The 16,606-nt window shown below is 72.6% G+C and carries 11 protein-coding genes and 2 pseudogenes; 5 read left to right on the top strand and 8 right to left on the bottom strand.

All coding sequences use genetic code 11. From position 1 onward, the window contains the following. Nucleotides 1-100 precede the first annotated feature (100 nt). Nucleotides 101-2,506, top strand: coding sequence for a polysaccharide lyase 8 family protein (locus ACFWTC_RS29790; protein ID WP_384029198.1), 2,406 nt, complete (start codon nucleotides 101-103; stop codon nucleotides 2,504-2,506). 208 nt (nucleotides 2,507-2,714) lie between these two features. Here ACFWTC_RS29790 and ACFWTC_RS29785 read toward each other — a convergent pair whose 3' ends face one another. From ACFWTC_RS29785 to ACFWTC_RS29760, 6 genes and pseudogenes are all read right to left on the bottom strand, one after another. Continuing rightward, the gene (locus ACFWTC_RS29785) at nucleotides 2,715-3,620 is read right to left on the bottom strand and encodes an alkaline phosphatase family protein (RefSeq protein ID WP_384029196.1); all 906 of its coding nucleotides are present in this window, start codon (nucleotides 3,618-3,620) and stop codon (nucleotides 2,715-2,717) included. Between the two features lie 346 nt (nucleotides 3,621-3,966). Next, nucleotides 3,967-4,200 (bottom strand): annotated as a pseudogene (locus ACFWTC_RS29780) (alpha-L-fucosidase); the annotation flags it as partial. Nucleotides 4,201-4,202: 2 nt separating this feature from the next. After that, the gene (locus ACFWTC_RS29775) at nucleotides 4,203-5,132 is read right to left on the bottom strand and encodes a carbohydrate ABC transporter permease (RefSeq protein WP_383925474.1); all 930 of its coding nucleotides are present in this window, start codon (nucleotides 5,130-5,132) and stop codon (nucleotides 4,203-4,205) included. Next, the gene (locus tag ACFWTC_RS29770) at nucleotides 5,129-5,989 is read right to left on the bottom strand and encodes a carbohydrate ABC transporter permease (protein ID WP_383925548.1); all 861 of its coding nucleotides are present in this window, start codon (nucleotides 5,987-5,989) and stop codon (nucleotides 5,129-5,131) included. The genes ACFWTC_RS29775 and ACFWTC_RS29770 overlap by 4 nt, the downstream gene beginning before the upstream one ends. Nucleotides 5,990-6,270: 281 nt before the next feature. Beyond that, entirely contained in the window at nucleotides 6,271-7,578 is a 1,308-nt protein-coding gene (locus ACFWTC_RS29765; RefSeq protein ID WP_383925477.1) for an ABC transporter substrate-binding protein, read from the bottom strand. A 139-nt stretch (nucleotides 7,579-7,717) separates the two neighbouring features. Continuing rightward, nucleotides 7,718-8,734, bottom strand: a complete 1,017-nt coding sequence (locus tag ACFWTC_RS29760; protein ID WP_383925480.1) for a hydroxyacid dehydrogenase — start codon at nucleotides 8,732-8,734, stop codon at nucleotides 7,718-7,720. Between the two features lie 191 nt (nucleotides 8,735-8,925). Between ACFWTC_RS29760 and ACFWTC_RS29755 the strand changes: the two are divergent. The 3 genes and pseudogenes from ACFWTC_RS29755 to ACFWTC_RS29745 form a co-directional block, all read left to right on the top strand. Next, nucleotides 8,926-9,405, top strand: a pseudogene (locus tag ACFWTC_RS29755) (hypothetical protein); the annotation flags it as partial. Between the two features lie 1,110 nt (nucleotides 9,406-10,515). Continuing rightward, nucleotides 10,516-11,745 carry a sensor histidine kinase gene (locus ACFWTC_RS29750; protein WP_383925489.1) on the top strand — a complete coding sequence of 410 codons (1,230 nt, stop codon included), beginning with the start codon at nucleotides 10,516-10,518 and terminating at the stop codon, nucleotides 11,743-11,745. Between the two features lie 190 nt (nucleotides 11,746-11,935). Beyond that, nucleotides 11,936-12,166: an alpha/beta fold hydrolase gene (locus ACFWTC_RS29745; protein ID WP_384029194.1), complete on the top strand. Its 231-nt coding sequence runs from the start codon at nucleotides 11,936-11,938 to the stop codon at nucleotides 12,164-12,166. Here ACFWTC_RS29745 and ACFWTC_RS29740 read toward each other — a convergent pair. Beyond that, on the bottom strand, nucleotides 12,150-13,721 hold the full coding sequence (locus ACFWTC_RS29740) for a serine/threonine-protein kinase (RefSeq protein WP_384029218.1): 1,572 nt from the start codon (nucleotides 13,719-13,721) through the stop codon (nucleotides 12,150-12,152). The two genes, ACFWTC_RS29745 and ACFWTC_RS29740, sit on opposite strands and share 17 nt — an antisense overlap. Nucleotides 13,722-14,032: 311 nt before the next feature. Between ACFWTC_RS29740 and ACFWTC_RS29735 the strand changes: the two genes are divergently transcribed. Beyond that, a complete protein-coding gene (locus tag ACFWTC_RS29735; protein ID WP_384029192.1) occupies nucleotides 14,033-15,943 on the top strand; it encodes an FHA domain-containing protein in 1,911 nt (636 codons plus the stop codon). Between the two features lie 77 nt (nucleotides 15,944-16,020). Here ACFWTC_RS29735 and ACFWTC_RS29730 read toward each other — a convergent pair whose 3' ends face one another. Beyond that, nucleotides 16,021-16,524 (bottom strand): hypothetical protein, encoded by a 504-nt coding sequence (locus ACFWTC_RS29730; protein ID WP_384029190.1) that lies wholly within the window; start codon nucleotides 16,522-16,524, stop codon nucleotides 16,021-16,023. Between the last annotated feature and the right edge of the window lie 82 nt (nucleotides 16,525-16,606).

Here is a 16,606-nt window from a genome sequence, read left to right as displayed (position 1 = left end):
CGCCGCCTCACCGTCGAGCGGTCGCCCTGCTGCGCGCGCACCCGCGCGGCCCGCGGCCCGCCGCACGTCGAGCCGGCCCACGCCCAGCGCTGGAGGCCCCATGTCCATCCCGTGGTCCCGCCGTTCCTTCCTCCTGCTGTCCGGCAGCGCCGCACTCCTCGCCGGAAACCTCTCGGCCGGCCCGGCCTCGGCCGCGTCCCCGCGGTCGGCGGCGGGCGACGCGTACGACGCGCTGCGCGGCGCCTGGCGCGGGACGCTGCTGGGCAGCGGGTTCGACCCGGCGGCCGCGCCCTTCGCGGAGAAGCTGGCCCTGCTGGGCGTACAGGCGGGCGAGCACCGCTTCACGATGGCCGCCGCGAGCGGGTCGCTCTGGCCCGACCTCCCCCTGAACGTGTCGAGTTCGATCACCGCCAGCTACACGCGGCTGGCCACCATGACGCAGGCCCACGCCCAGCCCGGCACGGGCCTGACCGGCAGCGCCGCGCTCCTGAGCCAGATCAGGACGGGTCTCGACCACCTCCACGACCAGGCCTACAACGCGTCCAGGAGCCAGTTCGGCAACTGGTGGGACTTCCAGATCGGCTCCCCGCAGGCCCTGCTGGACATCAGCACGATCCTCTACGACCAGCTCGCCGCCACCCAGCTGACCCGGTACCTGGCAGCCGTCGACCGCTTCGTCCCCAACTCCTCGGTGGGCAGCTACACCGGTACCAGCACCGGCGCCAACCGCGTGGACCTGTGCCGTTCGCTGGCGCTGCGCGGCGTCCTCGGCAAGGACGCGGCCAAGATCGCGCTCGCCCGCGACGCCCTCTCCCCCGTCTTCCCCTTCGTCACCACGGGGGACGGCTTCTACGCCGACGGGTCCTTCGTCCAGCACACCCACCTCGCCTACACGGGCTCGTACGGCGCCGTGCTGCTGAGCGGCCTGGCCGGGCTGTTCTCGCTGCTGAACGGATCGGCCTGGGCGGTGTCCGACCCCCGGCGGCAGATCGTCCTCGACTCGGTGGAGAAGTCCTTCGCGCCGTTCCTCTACAACGGCCTGATGATGGACGCGGTGTCGGGCCGCTCCACCAGTCGGGGCAACCCGCGGACCACGTCCCACGGTTTCCAGGGCGGCGACCACGGCCGGGGCCACGGCGTCCTCGCCGCCATCGCGCTGCTGGGCACCGCCGCGAGCGGCGCGGAGAACCGGCGCTGGCGCGGGCTGGTGAAGGGCTGGATCCAGCGGGACTACTACAGCCCGGTGCTCGCCGACACCGACCTGGGCGTGGCCGCACTGGCCCGCCTGAAGGCCGTACGGGACGACGACGCCCTCACGCCGATCGCCGAGCCGACCGGGCACCGGCTCTTCCCGAGCATGGACCGGGCCGTCCACCGGCGTCCCCGCTGGGCGGCGTCGCTCAGCATGGCCTCCCGGCGGATCGGCTCCTACGAGACGGGCAACGGGGAGAACCTCCGCGGCTGGCACACCGGCGCGGGCATGCTCCAGTGGTGGGGCGACACGTACGCCAACGGCCAGTACACGGACGCGTTCTGGCCGACCGTCGACCCGTACCGGCTGCCGGGCACCACCGTCTCCACGAAGGCGCTCGCCGACGCCGAGGGCGGTGCATGGGCCCTGCCGCGGCCGGACGTGAGCTGGGTCGGCGGCGCCACGGACGGGGAGTACGCGGCCCTGGGGCAGTTCGTCCGCGGGCTGTCGAGCACCCTGTACGCCAAGAAGTCCTGGTTCTGCCTGGACGACTCCGTCGTCTGCCTGACGGGCGCGGTCAGGAGCACCGACGGCGTCGCGGCGGAGACGGTCGTGGAGAACCGCAACCTCGGCGCGACCGGCTCCCACGCCCTCACGGTGAACGGCGCCGTCCAGCCCGCCGCCCTCGGCTGGTCGGCCACCCTCGCCGGGAGCCGCTGGGCGCACATCGCGGGCCACGGCGGGTACGTGTTCCCGGGCGGGGCCACGCTCAGGGCGCGGCGCGAGGCCCGCACCGGGTCCTGGCGGGACGTCAACACGACGGGGACGGCCGACCCGATCACCCGCCGCTACCTGACCCTGTGGTTCGACCACGGTGTGGACCCCGTCGACGCGTCCTGCGCGTCCGTCCTGATGCCCGGCGCCACCGCGGCCGCGACCGCCGCCCGGGCCGCGGACCCCGGCTGGGTCGTGGTCCTCGCCAACGACAACACCCGGCAGGGCGTCGCGGTGCCCTCGCTCGGCGTCACCGCCGTGAACTTCTGGTTCGCCGGTTCGGCCGGCGCACTCACCGCCGACAACCCGGCCTGCGTGATGGTCCGGGAGCACGGGGACGGCACCGCGACGGTCTGCGTATCCGACCCGATGCGGATGCGGACCGGTCTCACGGTCAGGTGGCACCGCCCCGTGGCCGGCGTCCTCTCCAAGCCGGCCACCGTCACCTCCGCCGTGCCGGGTTCCGCCCTCACGCTCACCTTCGGGGACCTCACCGGTCAGGCGGGAGCCACCCAGCGGATCGAGGTCCTGCTCGCCTGAACGGCGCGTACCCTCCCGGCACGTCGGCCGGGAGGGTATGCGGCGCGGGTCAGTGCCGTACGCCGGGCGACGGCTTCCGCCGGGCGCCACCACAGGGGCTCGGTGTCGACGAGGGTGCCGCCCATGTCGAAGAACACGGCGCCCGGTCCCCCACCGGGTCCGCGAGCCGACGGCGCTCTCCGTGGTCCCGGGAGTCCGGGGGAAGGCGTCATCGGCGGCCGGCCGCGGCGGTGGCGGGGGTGGACGCGGGGCGTGCGGGGGTGGAGAAGGGGAGGCCGTCGAGGGTCCAGTGCGAGTCGGCGGCGCGCCCGAGTGAGGCGTACACCTGGGCGGCGACGTCCTCGAAGCGCAGCGGCCGGGAAGGCGATGGCCCGGCCGCGATGCCCGGTCCGCAACAGGCGACCCAGGCCGTCCGCTCCGGGTCGGTGCGCCCGCCGTGGCCGCCGTCGTCCCGGTGCCCGTGGTCGGTGACCACGATCAGCGTCCAGGACTCCTCCCCGTACGCGGTCCGCGCCCGGACCGCCTCGAGCAGGCGCCCCAGGCGTGCGTCGGCGCGTGCGATCGCGCGCCGGTAGGCGTCGCCGCAGCCGCGCAGGTGGCCGGTCTCGTCGACCGCGCCGAGGTAGACGAACGAGGCTTCGGGGTCGTCGGTGCCCAGCACGTGCACGGCCTCGGCGGTGACCTCGTCGTCGCAGACCTCCCAGGCCTCGCAGGTGTCGGCGCGGGGCGCGATGTACGAGAGGCGGCCGGGGGCGGCGAAGAGGGGTCCGCCGCCGCGCGCGAGGAACAGCGGCTCCCAGCCGCCGGCCGTGAAGGTCCTGCGGCCGTCCTGCCGGGCGAGGCGCGTGGCGAAGTCCGGGAAGACGTCGAGGCGGTGGCCGCCGAAATGGTTTCCGTACACCCCGTGCTTGGCGACTCCCACGCCGGTGGCGATGGTCGCCCAGCAGGGTCCCGGCATGGTGGGCGTGGTCTCGTCGATGTCGATCCGGCCGAGGAATCCGGCCGCGGCGACCCCGTCCAGATGGGGGGTCGGTACGGTCTTGAGGACGTCGAGGCGTACGCCGTCGATGCCGACGACCAGGACGCGGCGGCGGCCGCGGGGTGAGGTGGACAACGGTCGTGGTCCCGTCTTCGCTGGGTGTGGGAGAGGGGGGGCTTCCGTGCGGGGGCCAGGGGGCGCCGGGACCGGGGTGGTCCTCGGCGAGCTCGGGGACGGTGCCGTGACCCGTACGGAATCCGCGGGCCCCGGTCAGGCGGGCCGCCGCGCCCGCGAGGCGGATGCGCAGTTCGGTGATCTCCACGGGTGGGAACGCGTGGATCCTGCGTACGCCGACCGTCCGTCCGTCCGTCCGTCCGGCGGCGATGGTCCGGCCATCGGCGGACCCCCGGTGGGCGTGGACGCACTGGCAGGTCGTCCGGATGCCGGAACGAGGCGACCGAGTACGGGGTGTGGCCGTGGGCCAGAGGCAGAAGCCGTCGTGGTGCCTGGCTGTGAGGACCACGCAGCGGGCTCCGGCCTCCACGGCGGTCCGCGCCCACTGTCGGGCGTCGAGGGCGGACGGGGCGAAGACGGCCGGATCCTGGGTGCCGTCGCTCCACTCCCGGCCGCTGAAGGTGGTGACGCCGAAGTGCAGGAAGGGCCCGAACCCTGCTTCCTGCCAAGCGCGTTGCGCAGGTGTCGGTCGGACCGTCACGGCTACTTCACCGCACCGGCGGTCAGTCCCGAGCGCCAGAAACGCTGGAGGAGAAGGAAGGCGGCCACCAGGGGGATGACGGCGATGAGCGAACCGGTGATGGCGAGCGAGTACATCTCGGGGCTCTCCGTGATGGAGACGTTCCACATGTGGAGGCCGAGGCTGACGGGGTACAGGTCCTTGTCGTTCAGCATGACCAGCGCGCCGTAGAAGTTGTTCCAGCTCGCGGTGAAGGAGAACAGGAACAGCGTCACGAACCCCGGCGCCAGCATGGGCAGGGCGATGGCCCCGAAGGTCCGCACCTCGCCGGCGCCGTCGACCCTCGCAGCCTCGATCACCTCGTACGGGACGTAGCCCTCGGAGAAGACCCGGGCGAGGTAGACGCCGAACGGGTTGACCAGGGAGGGGATCAGCAGCGCCCAGTAGGTGTTGGTGAGGCCCGCCTTCGAGGCCAGCAGGTACATCGGCAGGGTGAGGACGGCTCCCGGTACCAGTACGCCCGCCAGGACCACGCCGAAGAGCTTCTCCTTGCCCGCGAAGGCGTACTTGTCGAATGCGTACCCGGCCGCGACCGATATCAGGGAGGAGAGCGCCGAGCCCACGACCGCGTAGAGGAGGGTGTTGAGCAGCCAGCGTCCGTAGATGCCGTCGTCGTGGGTGAACACCTCGTGGACGTTGGAGAAGAGGTTGAATTCGCCGAAGCTGAAACCACCGGTGCCGAAGAGGTCGCGGCGGTTCTTGGTGGCGGCGACCAGCAGCCAGCTGATCGGCATCAGCGTGTACAGCGCCAGCATGATCAGCACGCCGTTGACGGCGGCTTTGGAGGCCCGCGCGGTGCCCGGGGCACCGGGTCGGGCCGGCGCCGTGGGGGCTCCGGGCCGCGGCGGGCCGGTCCGCTCGGCGGTGCGGGGGGAGACTGTGTCCGTGCTCATGATTCCTGCCACCGCTTCCCCATCCGGGTGACCACGAAGGACAGTGCTCCGGCCACGACGGCCAGCAGCAGGGAGGCCGCGGCGGCTGCCGCGTAGTCGTGGTCGACGAACGCCTTGCTGACGATGTACATCGTGGGAGACCAGTCGTTGCCGAGGGTCTGCGCCTTGTCGGAGAGGAGCTTGGGCTCGGTGAAGAGCTGGATGGCTCCGACACAGGTGAACAGCACGGTCATGACCACCGAGGAGCGGATGATCGGGACCTTGATGCCCAGGGCGATGCGCCAGGCACCGGCGCCGTCCACTGTCGCGGCCTCGATGACCTCGCGGGGCACGGCCTGGAGCGCGGCGAAGAAGATCACCATGTTGTAGCCGACCCACTGCCAGACGGCGATGTTGACCACCGACGACAGGGCGTGGTCGGGCGAGAAGAAGTTCCAGCTGCCGCCGGCGCCGTCGATCCACTCGATGACCGGGCTGAGCCCCGGGGTGTACAGGTAGATCCAGACGATCGAGGCGATCAGTCCCGGGACGGCGTGCGGCAGGAAGAAGGCGAGCTGGAAGAAGCGCTTGGCGCGGGCGTGGGCCGAGTCGACCAGGAGCGCCAGGCCGAGCGCGACGCCGATCATCACCGGGATGTAGACGAGGCAGTACGCGGCGACGTGCAGGAAGGAGTCCCGGAACGCCGGATCGGACAGGACCGTCGCGTAGTTGGCCATCCCGGCGAAGGTGCGCTCGACGCCGCCGAACCCGAGTCCCGAGGACTGCTCCCGGTAGAGGCTCATCCAGCCCGCGTACACCACGGGCGCGACCGTCACGGCGGCGAAGAGCACGAAGAACGGGGAGAGGAAGAGAACCACGGCGCCGCGTTGTCTGCGGCGCAGCGCGCTTCCGGCGGGTGCCGGGGTGGTGGTTGCTGCCACGGGAGGGCTCCTTGGCGTACGGGGGGTTCGTGACGAGGGGGCGATCCCGTCACCGCGTGCTGCCGCGCGGGGGCGGTGCGGCCCGCTTCCGGCCGCGGGGCGTGGTGGTGCGGCGGCGGTGTTGCGGCGGGGTGTGGCGGCTGCCCCGGGTGGGCCGGCTCGGGCGGGCCGGGGCCAGGATCAGGATCAGGCCTACGCCTACGCCCGGGCGCCCGGGCTCACTTGGCGAGCTTGAGGCCGCGGCTCCCGATCGCCGTCCGGGCCGATTCCTGGGCCTTCGTCAGGCCGCTCGGCAGGCCGTTCTTGGCGGCCTCGTCCTTGAAGTCGGCGCCGACCTTCCCCCAGACCGGCCCCCATGTCCAGCCGGGGACGATCGTGGCGACCTGCTCGCCGGTCAGCTCGTAGAGGTCCTGGTTGCCGAAGTACGAGGTGTCGAAGGCCTGCGCCGCCACCTCGGCCATGGCCGGGTTCGCGGGAAGGGCGCTGCTCGGGTTCTTCAGGGCGCCGATCCGGGCCTTCATCGACGCCGGGTCGGTGGTCACCCACTTGATGAACTCGGCGGCGGCCGCCGCGTGCTTGCTGCCCTTGGTGACGGCGAAGCTGGTGCCGCCGTACATCCCGCTGGCGGGCGTACCCCAGTGGGGAACGGGGGCGACGCCCCACTTGCCCCTGAGGTCCGGCATGCTGGAGACCATGCCGCCCGCGCTCCAGGAGGCGCCCACGACGCTGACCGTCGTACCGTCGGCCTTCGACTTGTTCTCCTCTGGGGTGCCGGCGCCGAAGTTGAAGACCAGGTCGTCCTTGAGCATCCCCTGCCAGAAGGCGGCGACCTTCTGCGAGGGCGCGTCGTCTATGGCGGGCTTCCAGGCGTCGCCCTCGACCTCGAACCACTTGGCGCCCGCCTGCCAGGACAGGGTCGCCTGCAGCGGGGCGTCCGTAGGGAAGGAGCCGATGCGCGCCGCGGGGTCGGCGGCCTTGATCTTCTCCGCGGCCGCACGGTACTCGTCCCACGTCCCGGGGACGGTGACGCCGTACCTCTCGAAGAGGTCCTTACGGTAGAAGTACACCTGCGGGGTGGCGTCGAAGGGGACCGACCAGGTCCTGCCGCCGAAGGTCACCAGGTCCTGGACACCGGCCGGGAAGCTCTTCTTCACCAGCGCGCCGGAGGAAGCGGTGAGGTCCTCCAGGTATCCCTGGCTCGCGAACTCCGGGACCATGTTGTACTCGATCGTCGCGACGTCCGGCGCGTCCCCCGCCTTGATGGCGTTGCTGATCTTGCTGTAGCCGTCGGCGCCGCCCGGGATCTGGGAGAAGCGCACCTGTATGTCGGTGCGCGTCCTGTTGAACTCCGCGGCCGCGGCCTCCGCTCCGCTCGTCCAGGTCCAGTACGTGATGGTCACCGGCTTGCCGTCGTCCCCGGCGGTGGACGACGCGGTGGAATCGGAGCCGGCGCAGGCGGAGGTCAGCAGGGCGAGGGAAACCGCTGCGGCCACCGCTCCGTAGACACGCAAGGACTGAGACTTCATGTGGACTGCTCCTTGGCGAGTGGGCTGAACGGGTTGAATCTTTCGCCCCCGCTTCTTGAACGTCAAGAGCATGTGAACCATTGATCAATACGATCAGTTCGGCGCGGAGTGGGCGGGGACCGCGTCGGGCGGCGGGAGTTCAGGCCGTCCGGTCGAGGTCCTCGCGGTGCACCGGGTGGGCGAACGGCTCGCCTGCGGCGTAGCGGGCGATCTCCTCGACGGCGGAGTCGGCCATCCGGTGCAGTTCGTTGCCGAGCGAGCCCGCGATGTGCGGGGTGAGCAGCACGTTGGGCAGGTCGTAGAGCGGGGAGTCCCCGGGCAGCACCTCCGGTTCCGTCACGTCGATGACCGCGTGGAGCCGACCGGAGGCGAGCTCCGCCGTGCACGCGGCTCCGTCGATCAGTGAGCCTCGCGCCGTGTTGATGAGCGTGGCGCCGTCGCGCATCAGCGCCAGCCGCCTGCGGTCGATCATCGCCCGGGTCTCGGGCAGTTCCGGTGCGTGCAGGCTGACCACGTCCGCGATCCGGCACAGCTCGTCGAGCCCGACCCCGCGGACGCCGAGCGCCGCGGCCGCGCCGGCCGACACGTACGGGTCGTACAGGACGAGTTCGAGGTCGTACGGGCGCAGGAGCTCGATGACGCGGCGTCCGATCCGGGAGGCTCCGACGATGCCGACGGTCCGGCGGTAGTTCCCCGCGTGGGGATACCTCAGGTGCCAGTCGTGCCTGGTCCCGCGGACACTGCGGTACTCCTCGCGGAGCTGCAGCACCCGCTTGTTGGACAACAGCACCATCGCGACGGTGTACTCCGCCACGGGCATGGAGTTCGCCAGCGCCGCGGAGGAGACCGCGATGCCGCGGTCCCAGCAGGCGCCGGTGACGAGCTGCTTGACGGAGCCGGCGGCGTGCACGACGGCCTGGAGGCGGGGAGCGCGCGCGAGTGCCCGGGCGTCAACGGCGGGCGCCCCCCAGAAGGTGAGCAGGACCTCGGCCTCGGCCAGGGCCCCCGCCGCCTCGGGTCTGGCGTAGTCGTCGGCGACGAAGTCGGGGTCGAACTCGGCGACCTCGCTGAGCCGTTGGGCGACGGCGTCACCCAACAGGCGGGGGCGGAGTTCGGGGGCCATGGCAAGCAGGACTCGCGGTCGGCGACCAGGCATCTGGGGTGCTCCTTGCGGCTGGATGAGGCCGCGCCGACTCTATGGAGCCCGGTTCCGATCGTCAAGATCCATCAATCATAAAGTTCTATTCGCTCGAAACGATCGCACCCGTCCGGCGGTACGAGGTCCGCACCTCGCGGGTCAGGGGAAACGGTGCTGCGCGGGATCGAGGCGCCGGGCACCCTGCCGGTGTGGCTGATCTTCTCCGGGATGACGTGAGGTGCTTCTTCGACCCTGACCTGATGGGGTCGTTGCCGGACGTGCGCGTCCCGGGTTGTTCGGTGGCTGGCTGGCAGTCGCTCCTCGATCTCGCGAGGGCGAGGGGCTGGGGGGTGCCAGTACTCCGAAGGCGCGACCGTGCTTCGGGTGCCCCGGACGGAAGCCGTGCTGTCCCGCCCGGTGGACGCCGAGTGCCCGAACCTGCGGGTCTGGCCGACGCCCGAGGTCCTGGCGATCTTCCGCTTCCCCCATCACGAGGTCATCGACTTCGGCGTTGGCCTGCGGGAGTTGCAAGGCCAGGAACGACTCGACGTGTTCTGCGGCTTCCTGCGGGCGATCGGGCGGCGTCTGGGCAGACCGGTGCTGATGGATCCGGGGGAGTTCACGGCCATCCGGCGCTCGGCTTCGATGTCGAGGCCGACCGGGTCGTCCTCATGGCTGAGCCGCTGGTGACGAGACCCTGTGACGTCACGGGAAGTACAAGTCGGCCTTGGTCAGGACGTGTTGCACGAAGATGCGGCCGTGCATCGGCCTGCCGCGGTAGAGAAACACCTCGCCGGTCCCGGTGTCCACGGCGACCGGTCGAGCGGTCGAGCGGTCGAGCGGAGAGAGTTGTCGGACCGGGTGCCGGCCAGGACGGGCCTGCCCTGCCACTCGGCCCGGTCGGTCACGCACCCGTCGGAGCTCAGCCGTTCGGCGAGCGCGGTCAGGTAGCTTCCGGGGACGTCCGGTTGTGGGTCTCGTGGCTGCGTCATGCAGCAGATCTGGGCAGTGGTCGGTGAGTTGGGACAGTGGCGAAAGCAAATGTGCCCTCGCCCCAGGGCCCCGGCGGGGCCCCGCCGGGGCGTCTGTCCGGCGGGGCGTCTCCTCGGGCGGGGTCCCGCTCGGCCCGGGCTGCGGCTACAGCGCGCCGGTCCTGCCTGCGACGTACAGACCGATAAGTCCGACGACGCAGGCCACGACCAGCCAGGAGACGAGGCCGGTGTGCCGGCCCCGGGCGCGCCCGCTCTCGGACCGACGGGTACGCCGGGTGCGCCGGGTGCGGTGCGGGGCGGGAGGGGCCCGGCGCGGTCTCGGCCAGCAGCCTGCGGCATACGGCCGCGAGCGCGGTCGTACCGGCCGAGAGGCTGGCGACCGCTTCGCTGCGGGCCGGTGCGGTGGTCCCGCCGTCCAGTATCCGGCCGGCACGCAGGAGCACCTCGTCGCGCCCGGCGCCGATGGACAGGCTGATCCACCGCTCGACGTGCTCCCCCCGGATGACGACGCCGCCCGTTCGGTCGCGGTAGACGGTGTGCTCCCGCCACAACACGTCCGCCAACTCGTCTGCGGTCTCCCGCAGTTTAGCGCTCATCCCAGCCCCCGGTTCACATCGATTCGAACAAACACGGGACTCTAGCGCCGGTCCCCCGCCGTGCAGAAGCCGGGGTCGACCGGATCCCGGACGGCCGCACAGCCGCACAGCCGCACAGCCGCACAGCCCGGCGTACTACCTGGGGTGGATGCCGGAAAACGCTACGCCGGAGTGACGCCGGTGACGGCGGGCGAGGTCTAGCGTGGCGGGTATGGGAGAGCAGCGCGAGCGCCTCGGACCCCCGTGGCGGCGATGGGTGGAGCGGACCGGGCGGGGCCCGGCCTGGCGCTCCACGCTGTGCGTCGCCGTGTTCGCGCAGATCGCGGCGGGATGGGCCGGGCAGGCACAGACCGGCCGGGCTCCACTGGACTGGGTCGGTCGGTTCCTGCTGCTCCTCGGGCCCGCGCTGCTGCTCGTCCGCCACCGGTACCCGGTGGCCGTGGCCTACGGCGTCGCCGTCGTCACCCTTGCCTACCTCGGGGCCGGTTTCCCCTACGGTCCGGTGTTCCTCAGTCTCGCCGTGGCCTGCTTCGCGGCAGTCATCGCCGGACACCGGCGGGCGGCCTGGGGAGCCGTCGGGCTGACGTGGGCCGGGCACCTGCTGATCGGGCACTGGCTCTACCGGTGGCTTCCACCGCCCGGCGACGGCCCGACGCCCTGGGCCCGGGAAGTGGGGGCCACCGCGTGGATCCTCGCCGTGCTGGCGGTCTTCGAGCTCGTGCGCGTACGCCGGGAGCAGTGGTCGCGCGAGCGGGCCGAGCGGTCGGCGGCCGAACGCCGGCGGGTGGACGAGGAGCGGCTGCGCATCGCGCGGGAGCTGCACGACGTGCTGGCCCACAGCATTTCGGTGATCAACGTGCAGGCCGGGGTCGGGCTGGCCCTCCTCGACACCGATCCCGAGCAGGCCCGTACGGCCCTGACCACGATCAAGGCGGCGAGCAAGGAGGCACTGGGCGAGGTCCGGCAGGTGCTCGACACCCTGCGCGCCCCCGGCGAGGCTCCGCGAACGCCCGCCCCCGGCCTCGACCGGCTCGCCGAACTGGTCGAACAGGCGGCCGCGGCCGGGCTCACCGTGGAGGTGACCTCCGAGGGAACGGCCCGCGCGCTGCCGCCGGGCGTGGATCTCGCCGCCTTCCGCATCGTCCAGGAGGCACTGACCAATGTCGTACGGCACTCCGGCGCCCGGACCGCTCGGGTCCGCCTGACCTGGAGGGGCCGCGCGGTGACCTTGCGGGTGGAGGACGACGGTCCGTCGTCGTGCGGCCCCGCGGACGACTCCCCGGACGGCAGAGGCAACGGCCTGCTCGGTATGCGCGAACGGGCGACGGCCCTCGGCGGCACCTTCGACACGGGCCCGCGGCCGGAGGGCGGGTACGCGGTGTCCGTGACCCTCCCGCTGGAGCCCGCCATACCCCAGGAGGACCCGTGGCCCCCGGCCTGAGGCGCACCGAACCCACGCCGCTCCGACGGCTGCGCCTGCCCCGTAGCCTGGCCGCATGACGAGACCGCAGGCGAGGGCGGCCGCGGCTGCACCGCGTCAGGGTGGTGCACCCGCAGCACGCCCGTGCGGGGCACCCGGACCCTTACGGCCATGGCCCAGGACCTGGACCGGGTACTGACCGCCGGCCGGGGTGCCCGGACCGTACCTGCTGGTGGGGCGCTCCTTCGGCAGCATGCTCGTCCTGCGCTACGCGCAGGAACACCCCGGGCAGACGCGCGGACTGGTCCTGGTCAACGTACTGGGACCCGCACTGAAGCCCGCGATGGGACCGGACTGGCCCGCGTACGTCGAGAGGCTGCGGCAGCCCGGTGCGCCGTTCCGGACAGACGGTCGGCCGGTCGGGATCAGCCAGAGCAGGTGATCGAGAAGGGGACCGGGTTGGACGTGGTGCGGGTGGGGCTCTGGAGTTCCACGGCCATTCCGGTGGTCAGGGTGCCGGCCTTCGCGTAGGTCGTCAGCCGCACCGTGTCGTGGCCGGTGGGGTTGGCCTTGCTCCCGATGGACATGGTGCGCCAGTGCGGATCCACCACCGAGCCGTCCCCGGACACCCAGCGGTAGGAGATCAGGGTGGGCTCGGAGGCGGTGAAGGTCGCGGTGAACGCGGGGGCCTGGTTCTGGGGAGTCGGGCAGCTGCCGGTGTAGGTGGTGTTCGCGCCCGCCACCGACATCCGTACGCCGCCCGAACCAGCGGCGGATCCCTCGCCGTTGCCGCTGAGGGCGTACACCAGACCGCCGGCGATCAGTACGCAGGCGGCCGCGCCGGCCGCGACGAAGACGGCCGTACGGCGCTTGCGGGGCGGGCCGGCGGGCGGCGCCGCCGCCGGATGCCCGGCGGTCGGAACGGACGGGACGGACGGGGCCGGGGCGGACGGGGCCGGGGCGGACGGCGCCGGGGCGGACGGCGCGGTCGCGGCGGGCGCGGCAGAACCCGCGGCCGAACCGGCGGTGGCCTCCGCGGTGGTGGCGGTGGGCCCCGTCCCCATGGCGCCCGTCCCCATGGCGCCCGACCCCGTGCCACCCGCCGGCGTGCCGCCCGCCGCCCCCGCGGCCGTCGCCGCAGCGGGACGTGCCGCCGCGGTGTCGGCTGCCTCCGTGGCGGCCGTAACAGCCGTGGCGGGCTCCGCCGGCCCGGGCAGGACGCGGGAGGCGGCCGTGGTGGCGTCCGGTTCGTGGGCGATGCCCCGCAGGGCCCCGGCGACTTCGGCGGCGGGGGTCCGCTCGGCCGGTTCCTTGCGCAGCAGCCCGGCGATGACCGGGGCGAGCGGGCCCGCCCGGGTCGGCACCGGCGGTTCCTCGTCCACGACGGCCCGCAGGGTGCTCAGCGCGGTGTCCTGCCGGAACGGGGAGATTCCCTCCACGGCCGCGTACAGCATCACGCCCAGCGACCACAGGTCCGACTCGGGACCCGAGGGGCGGCCCAGCGCCCGCTCCGGCGGCAGGTACTCGGGCGAGCCGACCACCTCGCCGGTCATGGTCAGCGCGGTACTGCCCTCGACCACCGCGATGCCGAAGTCGCTGAGCACCACCCGCCCGTCCTCGGCGAGCAGCACGTTGGCCGGCTTGACGTCGCGGTGCTCCACCCCGACGGCGTGCGCGGCGCGCAGCGCGCCCAGCACCTCCGCGCCGATGTGCGCGACGTGCCGGGGGGTCAGGGGCCCCTCGGCGCGCAGCAGGTCGGCCAGCGACTGCCCTCGGATCAGCTCCATGACGATCCAGGGCCGGTCGTCCTCCGTGACCACGTCGTGGACCATCACCACGTTGCGGTCGGGTATCCGGGCCGCCGCCCACGCCTCCCGCTCCAGCCTGCTGTACATCCGCGCGATGTCGCCGTCCCGCAGGTGGGCCGGGGCCCGGACCTCCTTGACCGCGACCTCGCGGTGCAGGGTCTCGTCACGGGCCCGCCACACGGTGCCCATGCCGCCCTCGCCGAGCCGGGACAGCAGCCTGTACCGGCCGGCGATCAGCCGTTCCGGCCCCCCGCCCGGTACAACCGGCGCGGCCGCGGTGGTGGCCGCGAGCGTTCTCTCCGTCACGGTCTCGGAATCCTCGTTGTACATGGGGGCGGTTCTCCTCTGATCGCCTACCGACGTCAACATCACGTACGAACCGGCGCGTCCGGTTCACGAACGGGCCAAACTCTTTCGAAAATGATTGAACCGAACACCTTCTCGATGGCGTGTTCTGTCGTACGAGCAGTCAGCAGGCGTCTCATCCAAGGAGTGTCGGAGTGCCTTCGGTCATCGTTGGACGCACGGGTCCCTTCACGGGGCAGAGCGTGGTCCTGGGCCACGAGCCCCTCAGCTTCGGGCGCAAGGGCGAGAGCAGCGTCGTCATCGTCAGTCCCAGCGCCTCCCGGCTGCACGCCGAGATCCTCACCGAGGACGCCGGCTTCGTCCTCTACGACCGGGACAGCCGGAACGGTACGTTCGTCAACGACCAGCGCGTCACGCGGCACGTGCTGCGTCCGAACGACTGCATCCGCATCGGCGACGAGACGTTCCTCTACGAGGCGCAGGACGCGATGGAGACGGTCATGGACCTCTCCCTCATGGACGTGCCCCGGCCGAGCGCCGCGGACCCCGGCACGCTGCGGGTCACCGTCACGGGCGGCGGCCCGGTGGGCCTGGCCTTCGCCCTGGCGCTCGACGAGATCCTGCCCGGGCGGACCGCCATCACCCTCTACGACGGGCGCTGGACGAGGAAGGGCTCCACGGTCGTCTGGAAGGACGAGACCCAGGGCAACTTCCGCCGCCAGCAGGTGGTGACCGTCCAGAGCCGGCAGTACCTCGCCCTGCCCGAGGAGGTGCTCTCCGCACTCTTCGACGACGGCGCCGCCTACTCCGAGATGTGGCCCGTCGGCCCCGACTCGGTCGACGGCCGCCCGCCGCGCAACATCCGCATCGCCCACATCGAGGACCGGCTGCTGGACCTGGCCAACCGGAGACCGTCGATCCGCCTGGTCCCCAAGCGCTTCGACGTGGCGGAGCAGCAGGGCCGGATCACCCAGGAACACGTCCTGGTCGTGGCCGAGGGGGGCCGCTCCCGCACCCGGGAGCACTACGCGGACCGCTTCGGCGCGGCCGACGCGTCGATCTACTCCCTCGACGGCGAGCACCTGCAGGACATCGTGCTGGGACTGCGCGTCAAGTCGCAGCTGCCTGACCCGATGAGCGTGCTGCTCACCGTGTCGCAGAACCGCTTCCTGCTCAACTCGTTGCGCGGCGAGGGCTTCCTGAACATGCGGCTCACCCGGGAGGAGGCCAGGAACGTCATCGGCATCGACCCGGTCCGCCACGTCTTCGAGGAGTGCATCGCCGCCCGCCCGTGCCTGATGAGCCGGCAGGAGGAGGACAACGAGTTCCGCTGCCCCACCCACGGCACCCTCTTCCTCCCCGCCCTGCTGCGCGGTTCACCCCTGTGGAAGGAGATCCGGCAGGGCCTCGCCCTGTTCGGGGTGGCCGAGGACGACCTGTCCGCGATCACCTCGTTCCGGCTGGACATGGTGCAGCGCCCGCGGTTCACCGCCCAGCTGCACCGGCCGACCGGGACGGCCCCCGGCACCTACGGCTTCCTGCTGGGCGACGCGGCCAACGCGATCCACTTCTGGCCGGGCCGCGGCCTCAACAGCGGTTTCGCCTCGGCCACTTCGCTGGCCCGCTCGCTCAGCCGCTCCTGGCGGGGAAAGCCGCTGCGGGACGCCGACTTCATCCGGCACGAGGCGGCGATGTCCATGCTCCAGTACCGGCACAAGAGCCGGGCCTGGAACGCCATGGTGACCACCGACGAGCAGGGCGTGACCCACGCCATCAAGGACATCATCGCGCGCAGCTCGGAGGCCGGCAGCCGCCCCGCCTCCGCTCCCGCGGACGGGAGCGACCTGGACGCCCTGCTGGACCGCATGAGCGGGATCCGCGAGCGGCTGGCGCCCCGGATGCCCGGTCTGCCCGGCGACGCGGAACTCCGCGCCCACCTCGCCTCGATCGCCCCGTCCACCCTCCGAACCCTGCGGGAGAGCGGCGCCTGGGACACCCTGATCGTCGGCGGCGAGGAGGCCGACATCGACCTCTTCTACCAGTCGGACTCCCCGGTCTTCGTCCCCCGCCCGACCGACCCCCGCAGCCCCTCCCCGGTGGGCTGACACCGGGCGGCGCCGGGTGGGCGGGGACGACGGGAGCCCGGCCGCGGTCACGGGCCGGCCGGCCCCCGGCAGCCGGTTCAGGCGGAGCGGGCCGCCGCGGGGCGGGCGGCGGAGGCGGGGACCCGGAACGTCGCCGGGTCGGGGTAGGTGGCCTTCTCCGCGCGGACGACCTCCTCGACCTCTTCCAGGAACCCGGGCTCGAAGAGGTCCACGGCGAGCAGGAGCCGCAGCCCCCGTACGGTCGGTTCGAGCAGCGGGCGGGCCATGCGGGAGCCGCCGACGGAGACCCCGGTGAATCCCTTGCGGACCGCGTCGAGGCGGCCGCCCACCGGGTCCTCCAGGCCGGCCGCCGCGTACCCGACGATCACCGCGAGATCCGCGAGGTGCCGGCGTGCGCCGCGGGCCATCTCCTCGGCGCCCTGGAGCGTCTGGACCGGGCCGCCCGCCACCTTGAAGTCGTCGCCGGTCCGTTTGGGGCCGCGTGCCCCGTACACGGCGAGGGCGTCCTCGAAGAGCCGACCCGCCTCGTCGACGGCCTTCATCGCCGCCACCAGTTCATCGATGCCGATCTCGCGCTCCACGCTGCCTCCTGGTCCGGAACTGTGCTGCACCGACCGTAGGAGGCAAAGGGTCCGGTATGGAACACCTTTACGGTAGCGAGAC

The organism is Streptomyces sp. NPDC058619 (genome assembly GCF_042717785.1).
Classification (GTDB): Bacteria; Actinomycetota; Actinomycetes; order Streptomycetales; family Streptomycetaceae; genus Streptomyces.
The sequence above is the reverse complement of the archived record's forward strand: the minus strand, read 5'-3'. Positions and strand labels throughout refer to the sequence as shown.

Coding starts and splice junctions, on each gene's coding strand:
- ACFWTC_RS29765 (WP_383925477.1), bottom strand. CDS start 7,578: ATGAAGTCTCAGTCCTTGCGTGTCTACGGAGCGGTGGCCGCAGCGGTT.
- ACFWTC_RS29750 (WP_383925489.1), top strand. CDS start 10,516: ATGGGAGAGCAGCGCGAGCGCCTCGGACCCCCGTGGCGGCGATGGGTG.
- ACFWTC_RS29740 (WP_384029218.1), bottom strand. CDS start 13,721: ATGGGCACCGTGTGGCGGGCCCGTGACGAGACCCTGCACCGCGAGGTC.
- ACFWTC_RS29775 (WP_383925474.1), bottom strand. CDS start 5,132: ATGAGCACGGACACAGTCTCCCCCCGCACCGCCGAGCGGACCGGCCCG.
- ACFWTC_RS29790 (WP_384029198.1), top strand. CDS start 101: ATGTCCATCCCGTGGTCCCGCCGTTCCTTCCTCCTGCTGTCCGGCAGC.
- ACFWTC_RS29760 (WP_383925480.1), bottom strand. CDS start 8,734: ATGCCTGGTCGCCGACCGCGAGTCCTGCTTGCCATGGCCCCCGAACTC.